This is a genomic window from Nostoc mirabile CHAB5784 (assembly GCF_020829645.1).
Lineage (GTDB): Bacteria > Cyanobacteriota > Cyanobacteriia > Cyanobacteriales > Nostocaceae > Nostoc > Nostoc mirabile.
This window is the reverse complement of sequence record NZ_JAIVFS010000188.1, coordinates 1-8,632: the sequence shown is the minus strand read 5'-3', so window position 1 is coordinate 8,632 and position 8,632 is coordinate 1. Positions and strand designations below refer to the sequence as shown.

The window sequence follows — 8,632 nt, the reverse complement described above, 5'->3', positions numbered from 1 at the left end:
TTTGTGGCGATCGCTTCCATGACACTGCATCAAGGACGACCGCCTGACCCCTCCTCGACTGTTCAATAACTTTCAAAGCTGTAGCCCTTATTCCGTATAGCTTAGAGCTTTTCTTAGTGCCATTCGTATCATACTGTTTGCGAACTTCAGCATCCGTGGCTTCTTCGATCGCAGTCACCATGCCAAACCCGGCATTATTGACTAAAACATCGAGCCGACCGAAACGGGAAATGCCTTGCATGAGTGCCTCTTGTACCTGGTTTTCTTGTGTGACATCCATCTGCACGGCGTACAGATCCGGATGGTTGTGCAGGGTAGCGGCGAGTTGTGCGGGCTGAGAGCGAACCGTCGCTACAACCAGGTCGCCCGCTGCCAGGGCTGCTCTGGCAATTTCTAACCCAAAACCCCTGGAGGCTCCGGTAATGAACCATACTTTCTGCGTTTTCATCGTGTGTCCTCGTTTTAGGTGTTGTCTAGTTTGTTGGCTTTAAGTCCTTTGGTTAGTGCGTGATTGTTGCACTGATGGGAAGTATCAAAAGGAGCGAAAAGCTGATAATCTTGGCTCCTTTTGATCCTTAAGCGATTGATGTTCCATTACTGTCTGTGAGCCAGGGCTATCCACATCCTCGGGTTAGCGCAGCAACCTAAACGCCGCCCTGAGTTCTTGAGCAAAAATCGTTGGCTTCTTTTGCCTCTGCCACTAACTAGTCACCGACATACTCGGTGGGTGTGGCAACTCTGACCGCATCATCTGGAAAGAACAGGAAAAACATCCTCCATGTAACGGTCAGCAGCGGCAGCGGCTTCTTCTGGACTGCTGCCATTCTGACGCGCACTTAAATAGGGCGCGTACCAGTCCCACCAGTGATGCTCGGCCTGAGTTTTCTCGTAGTGGTCGTGGTGCTCTGCCGTCTCACGGAGGAGATCTGCAAGGGTTGCGACGTCCGCAGTGCGGGAGAGCGTCAACTCCCACTCACGGCCGGGAAGTCGCTCCTTGATCTCCTGGAGCAGCCAGACGTTCCCGTCCGGGTCTTCGAACGAGGCAAATGAGAAGTAAGAACGACCTTGCGGGTCGCGCCCGAGGATGCGTGGGTTCTCCACAGCGTTGTTGAAGGGGCCGCCGGCGTAGTGGAAGATCTCGCTCACGTTGACACCGCGAGCAATCAAGTCTTCGCGGACGGCGTCGAGGTCGTCTACGGCGAGGACCAGGCTGTGCGCCGAGCCAGGATTGTCCGGAGTGACTCCCTTGCCGAAGATGATCGAGGCTTGCGAGTTGGGCGGTGTCATCTGCACGCCACGGAAGTCGCCCTCCACCACGTCGATGTCGAATCGCCAGCCGAGATTCTCGTAGAATGCCTTCGCGCGGTCAACGTCAGAAACGTTGAACAGCACGACTTCGAGCTTCATGGTTTGACTGTTTACGGGATTGCTACTCATCTTGTTCTCCTTTTGGTTGGTAAGTTTGATGTTCAAATTGATTACTTTTCATTCTTCGGCGATCGCCCAATACAAACCACTCAAGTTCTTTGAGTTAAAACGCGACTTAATCATTCGGATTGGAGGAAAGCAACAGGAAGTGAAGTCGTTAGACCTGATATGCTTCAGATGAGCTGCGTGATGTGCAATTTTGCGTCTTACTCTTTGTCGTTTGTGACCAGGTTCTGTTCATTGGTATCGACGACAAACACTGCTAGGAGGCGTGCGGGTTCAGTATCACTGGCATTTGCGCTGACACGATGATGATCGCCAGGTACTTCAAAAAAGTTCTCACCAGCGTGATACACCTGCTCCGGATTATCATTGACTTTGCTACGAATCGCACCTTCCAGTACTGTTGCATAGACAAAAGCCGAGGCTGCATGAGTATGTGCGGGGGTTGAGCCACCTGGCCCATATTTGACCAGCAAGCCTTTCACACTCTTTCCAGGCACATTGGGAAGGGCATGATCAAAGACCAACGTTACCTTTTCACCCAACAAATCATTGGCTGAAGCTGCGAATATGGGGAGAGTTGCGACTATGGAGAGCGCTAAGAATATGGAGAGAGTCATGAATGCAACTCTATGGAAAAATCTAGTCAACATTTCCGTTCTCCTTGCGTGAATACAAATTGGTGGATTTGACATACTCATCGACCTAGAAGGTCGGTGATTCTTGACAGTTCACAGTAACTCGCTGCTCCGTTACAGTCTTACAGTCACTCCCTGCTCGTTTAAGGTCGTGGCGATGCCCCATCCCGACCATTTCTATGTTTGTGGCGGCATTGCCATCCCTATCTTGCTCAGTACCACAACTTAAGCAGAGTATTGAGCGAACAGAGAGGTCAATTTTACCCCAACGAAAGCCACAGCATGAGCATATTTGGCTTGTTGGTTGCCACTTATCTATTACGCGAAAATCTCGGTTAATTTTTTCTGACTTAGCTTCACAAAGATTTCTAAATTCTCGCCATCCCTGCAAACTAATTGCCCTAGCCAGTTTACGGTTTTTCACCATTCCTGAGACACACAAATCTTCCAAAACAATTACTTGGTTATCGTTAACTATCTTGGTTGACAGTTTGTGTAAAAAATCTTTTCTAATATCAGAAACTTGATTGTGTAGTTTTGCAGTTATTAAACGAGTTTTATTTCTTCTGTTTGAACATGATTGTTGGCGAGCTAACTTTCTTTGTAGCTTGCGAATCTTGCGGTCTAGTGTTGAGTAGTTGGGAGCTTGGATCTTTTCTCCGTTACTCATTGTCGCAAAAGTTTTGATACCTAAATCAATACCTACACTTTGGTCTTTAGCTTGAATTTGTTCTGGTTCAACTTCGACTACAAAACTTAAAAAGTAACTGTTTGCACAATCTTTTATGACAGTACAAGAACTCGCTTGGGATGGTAGTTCTCTAGACCAAATAGGCTTGATTGTCCCAATTTTGGCAAGGTAGACTTCTCCATCTTTTACACTAAATGCAGCTTTGGTAAATTCAGCAGACTGTGAGTTAGTTTTCTTTTTAAATCTAGGTGCGCCAACGCCAGTTGACTCGGACGGCAGAGCCGCACGTGTCACTGGCTCAACTTTGCCTCCTTTTCTCTTCCCATTACGGGAATTAAAAAAGTTTTTGTAAGCCGTGTCTAAATGTCTAAGAGACTGCTGCAAAGGTACTGAAGAAACTTCAGACAACCAAATTCTCGCTTCAGTCTTTTTAGCTTGGGTAAGCATTGCAGAAAGCTTGTTATATCCTGGCAATTTAAGAGACTGTTTGCAAACAGCTAAGGCATCATTCCAAACTACACGAACACAACCAAATAACTGAGCAAGACTTCTTTGTTGTTGGTCTGTTGGGTAGAATCTGTATTGATATCTAGCTTTCATTGCTTGTGCTAACATTGGTCTGTTAAAGTATTGTACATTGGTTAGATGAGTATGACAAGTGGTTTGAGAAAAGAAAGGCATAGTGTTTCAGACTTAAAGACACATTTGGTCTGTGTGACGAAATACAAAGAAAAGATATTTACTGCTCAAAGCCTTGAACTAATTCACAAATCATTTGTAGAAGTTTCCCAAAAAATGGATTTTAATGTACTAGAATTTAATGGAGAATCCGACCATGTTCATGTTTTGTTAGAGTATCCCCCAAAGCTTTCGATATCTCAAATAGTTAACTCACTCAAAGGAGTATCTAGTCGTAGGTATGGTCAAGCTGGATATCCAAAACCCTACAACAAAGAAGCTCTTTGGAGTCCTAGTTACTTCGTGTCTTCAGTGGGTGGCGCACCAATTGAAGTTCTTAAAAAATACATTCAAAACCAAGAAAAGCCGCTGCTTTAGCACCGGGTTTTAAACCCAAATTTTTGATAAATCCGTCTGATGTGCCCTCATGCTGCATCAAGCCGATCGCGGATTGGACAGGTTTAGGTTGAGTTGAGTGTTGCAAAACTTAGCAGTTGCGGGATGTTGGGCTTTTTGTTTTTAACCCAACCGATGTCAGCATTGAATTCTCATTGCCGATCTTTAAGCGATCGAGCGATTGAGCCAGTCCTCGAAACGGGTCGAGCCGATGCGTGAGTTGCCCTGCGGAACGAGAGATTGATCGTTCAACGCTGCACCAAAGTAACGGGCGTGGCTGTCTACAACCACCTGATGTGAGTCGTGAGTTGCACTCAGGAATTGACGGATGATTTCCTCGAAACGAAACCGCTCTGGACCCGCTAAATCGATAATGCCGTTGACTGGCGCTCCCAGTGTGATATCGACCAGCGCATCTGCAACATCATTGGCCAGGATGGGCTGGATAAAGGCAGGGGGCAAGTGAACCATTTGCCCATCGCTGGGGAATTGAGCGATGATCGTCTCGATGAACTCAAAGAACTGCGTAGCGCGGACGATTGTGTAAGGTATTGCTGCGGACTGGATCAACTTCTCCTGAGCGACTTTCGCACGCATATAGCCGCTATCAGGAATGCGATCGGCACCAACGATTGATACTGCAATGTGATGACCCACACCAGCGTCTGCCTCCGCCGCCAGCAGGTTCCGGGATGACTTCTCAAAGAACTCCAACACTGCCGCATCCTCAAAGGAGGGTGGATTTGTCACATCGACAACAACTTGAGCACCCACTAACACCTCAGCCAGTCCCTCACCCGTAACAGCGTTGACACCTGAAGAAGGGGACGCTGCCACCACCTCATGTCTGCGCTCTTGTAGCTTGCTGACAAGCTTCTTACCAAGCAGCCCACTGCCACCAATGACAACAATTTTCATGACAAAACCTCTGATAATTTAAAGAACAAGGTTGTTGAGCTTCGAGCCATCCGCAGTAAGTTGTGAAAACACAAGAACTTTAGGCTCAATAAGCGGTTGTGTCGCAAATAATGACAGGGTTAGAAGGTTGTCTCTACAGAGTAATCTGTAGCTCAGATCTTCTGAATGCATAGGTCTTTGCGAATTTTTTGCTCCTAGTTCAATTTCCCACCAGTTTAGTGTGTTGGTGGCGGCACAGGCGACAAGTACGATGCACCTCTAATTGAATGGAATAGTGAGATGTGCGAAGCTCGTAAGCAATCAAAACCATTCCCCCAAATAAAACGGCAACTCCACCGAGAAAGACTATCAGTGCCATCTGTGATAGCCAACTGACATTAGTGGCGACTGCTATGGCAATGACCAGCATATCCAGCATAAAGACCAGGATGGAAGTATAAGTAAGAACAAGAGCATCATGCACGAAATGATGGTGCCTCAGCAGATCCCTCAGCAGGGATTCAAGTTCTTGTACCCTCTGAGCTTTGTCCCGATTGGGAGCCAGATCGGACTCCTGCAAGTCGCTCAGTTCCTGGTTGACGGTATGTAGGCGATCGCCGAGGGAACCGTACCGGATAATCAAGCCATTTACCACGATGGCACAAGCCGTAATTGTGACGACAGGCGCAATGATCAGGTTAATTGTCTTTGTCACTTCCTCAATTGACGACATAATGCCACGCTCCCTTAGATAAGGCGTTAACCATATCTCTATTTGATTTCGGCGGGATCAAATTCGGTGACTCGTCCTTTTCGGGCAGCCAGAAATACATCGTAGGAAACACAATAGGCAATCGTGACATCATTGGCATTGTTATAAAGATGAACGACCGTGCCCGCTCCTCCCGGTTGAAGGGCAATGGGTTCCAAGTCCCCAAAAAAGAGACGACGAATGGTATCACCGCTACCCAATTCATCCTTTAATTTCCGTAACAGAGCCAGTTTCCCTTCCAGGGTTGGAGGGGTTGGATCAGCAGGATGCTTTGCTTGAGTCATAATTGTTGTTCTCCAATGTTGTTGAAATCTACTGGTCAAACTTTTTCACTAGTTGAAATGCTCTACTTTGTTTAGACAGAGAGATTGAGTTTGGCAGTCACCGTTGCGAGTTTGCTGCCAAGTTGCAGGATACTTGTCTGTTGAGCTTCATCCTTCAAATTGCCATTCTCATCAAACGCTTGATAAGCGTTCCCAATTGCCTCCTGATCTGGCAACACCAGAACCCTAATGTTGCCAAGAATGGAACGGACATGAGTTAATCCTCGTAAGCCTCCCAAATTTCCAGGGGAAGCACTCATTAACACCGCAACCTTTTCTTTGAAACCCTCCTTTAACCTGTTAACCGGCATGAGCCGCAACGGTATTAACCATCCATTCCAACGGTCGAGGCTGAAAATTCAGTTCGCGTTTTGCCTTGGCATTCGAGGCACCGCGCATCTGAGTTCCGTAGTAAACCGCATCCGCACCACCATCCCTTTTGAGAGCATCTTCAACCGATATCTGTGGCGGTGGTGGAGCATTCAGCGATCGAGCAAACGCAGGGAGCCAGTCGCGCACCGCTAAAGGGTGATCATTCGCAATTAGATAAATACCAGGATTGCCCTGCTCTGCGGCGGCAACTGTGGCGATCGCTGCATCCTCAATGTGTAACCACGACCATACGCCCTCCCCATTTCCAATTATTGGAAATTGTTGCTGCCGTACCTGTTGCGCTACATCGCCATCCGGGTTGAACCAGGTGCCGGGTCCGTAGAAGAAACCATAGCGTAAGGCAATTCCTTCGAGATTAGATATTTCCAATAAACGACGTTCAATCTCAGTTACGAGGCGAGCATCTGCGGCAACGGCGGGGGAGGCATCAAGCGATAACGGTGTTTCCTCATCTGCCAATCCAGCACCGGGAACTGCCCAGAAGGCGATCGACTGTCTCAGGTAACGGTGCACCCCCGCTGCCTGTGCTGCCGCCAGCACATTGGCTCCCCCTTCTAACCGAATTCGTGTATTCAGAGGCGCTGCTGCACTCATTGATTCGCGAGTGTAAGTCCTGGGTAGGGCAGTGAGTTGTTCAATCACGACTTCCGGTTGAGCGTGGGTGATAGCTGCTTTGACTGAATCTGGGTCGAATACATCTGCGATCGCAGGTTCTATTCCCTGTGTCGCTAATGCCTGTGCTCTTTCTGGAGAGCGGGTCATCGCTACAACGTTGTGTCCTCTGGCAAGTAATTGGTCAAGTAGCGGGCGACCGATCGCTCCTGTTGCCCCGGCAACAAAAATCCTCATTTGTGACTCCTCTAAAACTTGTTGGCTAGTACAGCACATGTTAAGACCTCAAGTTTCATATTTTTACTGTCCAGGTTAATGCTGCTCCTGCTTGTTGTTCTCCGTTAGGTTGGTTTTAGGTTAGTGAGCTTGATGCCCATTTGCTTACACTTCAGTCTTCAGCGAGCGCAATGCGACCATCGCTCAATTCAGAACACTCAAGTTCTTTGAGCAAAAACGCAACTTAATCGTTCTGCTTTGAATTGTGTGATTGAGGATCAAAGCACTTCATTACTTGCAGCGATAATGGCTGCCATTAACTGCTCCATGTCCCAGCGATGCCTGCGGCGGGCTACGCCTACGCAATACCGAATTCCATTAATGAACAAAGCTGGTGCAGTCACTACTCCACTTTGCTGACCACTCTCGATATCTTGATTGATGCGGTCAACATGGACTTGTTTGGAGATATCCTGCAAAAATTTGTAAATGTCAAGACCTAGATGATTGGCATACTCAACGAGATAGCCGTTTCCCAATGCCTCTTGATGGGTGAGCAGCATCTCGTGCATCTGCCAAAACTGACCTTGCGCTGCTGCTGCTTCCGCTGCTTCTGCTGCCTTTTGTGCTTGAGGATAAATTGAATGTTCGATAAAGTGACGAAACACTACACAAATCGAATTTTTCTCAGTCAGCCCAAAATTGAAATCTTGCTGAATTGCCTGAATCAACTGATGCATTTCCCTGAACTGAAGACATTGGTAATTTCCATATTCCACGAGTATGATCGGGGCATTAAGCATCCCCTGATAGCGATCGCGTTCGGAAGGCGGAACAAAGAGTTGATTAAGATGACTATCTTGATTCATCGGATACTGTATCAAAAAGGGTTTCTCACAGCATCAAGGGATTGGCATGACCGAAGAGGCAGGGGAGCAGGGAGCAGGGAGCAAAGGAGAAAGATACTGGAATTTCCCTGCGGCAAGGGTTTCAGAGTAAATAAATTTATTTATGCTCAAGGGAAAAATATTTATTTCGAGATGCATAGCACGAGAAATAATACGTCCTTAGTTCAGCAGCCCTACATTTATGTATGGGGTTCTCTCCCCCCTGCTCCTTGCCCCCTGCCCCTTGTCCTCTTCATTGACTCCTATCTGTGATTCCTCCCGACTCCGTTTTTTCTATGTATTTAGCCTATGAAACTAATTCAGCTTTGTCGCCAACTCAGAGTTGAGTAATTGAAGGGATGAAACAACAGTTGCTTACTATCTCTACAACGAACCCCCAACCGAACTTAAGTTCAGTTTTGCTTGTTTCACAACTTGGCAAGTCCCCGCTTCAATGCGGTAATCACCGCTTGAGTGCGATCGCTCACGCCTAATTTGCTCAGAATTCGGTTGATGTGAAATTTGACAGTACTTTCAGTAATATTCAAAGCCGCACCAATATCGTGATTACCGCTCTTTTATGTCTCTGGTGAGAGAAAAATGCTCTGATTTGCTGAGATTTTTGAAATTCCTTGAAGACTGTGAACAATACAGGCGCTGCTATGTCGGAAATATTGAGAAGTAATCAAATATATCCG

The 8,632-nt window shown here is 47.1% G+C and carries 11 protein-coding genes and 1 pseudogene; 1 reads left to right on the top strand and 11 read right to left on the bottom strand.

Annotated features, from left to right (window positions below; translation table 11 throughout):
* The 4 genes from LC653_RS43170 to LC653_RS43155 all read right to left on the bottom strand — a co-directional run.
* Positions 1–448: SDR family NAD(P)-dependent oxidoreductase (locus LC653_RS43170; RefSeq protein WP_229501405.1), on the bottom strand; the 448-nt coding region annotated here is incomplete at its 3' end.
* A gap of 299 nt (positions 449–747) precedes the next feature.
* A complete protein-coding gene (locus LC653_RS43165) occupies positions 748–1,473 on the bottom strand; it encodes a VOC family protein (protein WP_229501404.1) in 726 nt (241 codons plus the stop codon).
* 161 nt (positions 1,474–1,634) lie between these two features.
* The gene (locus LC653_RS43160; protein WP_229501403.1) at positions 1,635–2,051 is read right to left on the bottom strand and encodes a cupin domain-containing protein; all 417 of its coding nucleotides are present in this window, start codon (positions 2,049–2,051) and stop codon (positions 1,635–1,637) included.
* Positions 2,052–2,136: 85 nt separating this feature from the next.
* Positions 2,137–3,441 carry an RNA-guided endonuclease InsQ/TnpB family protein gene (locus tag LC653_RS43155; RefSeq protein ID WP_229501402.1) on the bottom strand — a complete coding sequence of 435 codons (1,305 nt, stop codon included), beginning with the start codon at positions 3,439–3,441 and terminating at the stop codon, positions 2,137–2,139.
* Here LC653_RS43155 and tnpA point away from each other — a divergent pair.
* On the top strand, positions 3,412–3,816 hold the full coding sequence (gene tnpA, locus LC653_RS43150) for an IS200/IS605 family transposase (protein ID WP_229501401.1): 405 nt from the start codon (positions 3,412–3,414) through the stop codon (positions 3,814–3,816). The two genes, LC653_RS43155 and tnpA, sit on opposite strands and share 30 nt — an antisense overlap.
* Before the next feature lie 183 nt (positions 3,817–3,999).
* Here the strand turns inward: tnpA and LC653_RS43145 are convergent, their stop codons facing one another.
* The 7 genes and pseudogenes from LC653_RS43145 to LC653_RS43115 form a co-directional block, all read right to left on the bottom strand.
* On the bottom strand, positions 4,000–4,752 hold the full coding sequence (locus tag LC653_RS43145; RefSeq protein ID WP_229501400.1) for an SDR family oxidoreductase: 753 nt from the start codon (positions 4,750–4,752) through the stop codon (positions 4,000–4,002).
* Between the two features lie 199 nt (positions 4,753–4,951).
* Positions 4,952–5,464 (bottom strand): DUF2721 domain-containing protein, encoded by a 513-nt coding sequence (locus tag LC653_RS43140; RefSeq protein ID WP_229501399.1) that lies wholly within the window; start codon positions 5,462–5,464, stop codon positions 4,952–4,954.
* Between the two features lie 38 nt (positions 5,465–5,502).
* Positions 5,503–5,826, bottom strand: coding sequence for a hypothetical protein (locus LC653_RS43135; protein WP_229501398.1), 324 nt, complete (start codon positions 5,824–5,826; stop codon positions 5,503–5,505).
* 32 nt (positions 5,827–5,858) lie between these two features.
* Positions 5,859–6,137: an NADPH-dependent FMN reductase gene (locus LC653_RS43130; RefSeq protein WP_372478300.1), complete on the bottom strand. Its 279-nt coding sequence runs from the start codon at positions 6,135–6,137 to the stop codon at positions 5,859–5,861.
* A complete protein-coding gene (locus LC653_RS43125) occupies positions 6,127–7,068 on the bottom strand; it encodes an NAD-dependent epimerase/dehydratase family protein (protein WP_229501396.1) in 942 nt (313 codons plus the stop codon). Before LC653_RS43125 ends, LC653_RS43130 begins: the two co-directional genes overlap by 11 nt.
* A 257-nt stretch (positions 7,069–7,325) precedes the next feature.
* Positions 7,326–7,916, bottom strand: coding sequence for a DsbA family protein (locus tag LC653_RS43120; RefSeq protein WP_229501395.1), 591 nt, complete (start codon positions 7,914–7,916; stop codon positions 7,326–7,328).
* Positions 7,917–8,362: 446 nt separating this feature from the next.
* A pseudogene (locus LC653_RS43115) lies at positions 8,363–8,503 on the bottom strand (LuxR C-terminal-related transcriptional regulator); the annotation flags it as partial.
* Between the last annotated feature and the right edge of the window lie 129 nt (positions 8,504–8,632).

What these genes read in the sequence shown, in the direction of transcription:
- LC653_RS43160 (WP_229501403.1), bottom strand. Translation starts at nt 2,051, where the DNA reads ATGACTCTCTCCATATTCTTAGCGCTCTCCATAGTCGCAACTCTCCCC.
- tnpA (WP_229501401.1), top strand. Translation starts at nt 3,412, where the DNA reads ATGACAAGTGGTTTGAGAAAAGAAAGGCATAGTGTTTCAGACTTAAAG.
- LC653_RS43155 (WP_229501402.1), bottom strand. Translation starts at nt 3,441, where the DNA reads ATGCCTTTCTTTTCTCAAACCACTTGTCATACTCATCTAACCAATGTA.
- LC653_RS43145 (WP_229501400.1), bottom strand. Translation starts at nt 4,752, where the DNA reads ATGAAAATTGTTGTCATTGGTGGCAGTGGGCTGCTTGGTAAGAAGCTT.
- LC653_RS43140 (WP_229501399.1), bottom strand. Translation starts at nt 5,464, where the DNA reads ATGTCGTCAATTGAGGAAGTGACAAAGACAATTAACCTGATCATTGCG.
- LC653_RS43130 (WP_372478300.1), bottom strand. Translation starts at nt 6,137, where the DNA reads ATGCCGGTTAACAGGTTAAAGGAGGGTTTCAAAGAAAAGGTTGCGGTG.
- LC653_RS43125 (WP_229501396.1), bottom strand. Translation starts at nt 7,068, where the DNA reads ATGAGGATTTTTGTTGCCGGGGCAACAGGAGCGATCGGTCGCCCGCTA.
- LC653_RS43120 (WP_229501395.1), bottom strand. Translation starts at nt 7,916, where the DNA reads ATGAATCAAGATAGTCATCTTAATCAACTCTTTGTTCCGCCTTCCGAA.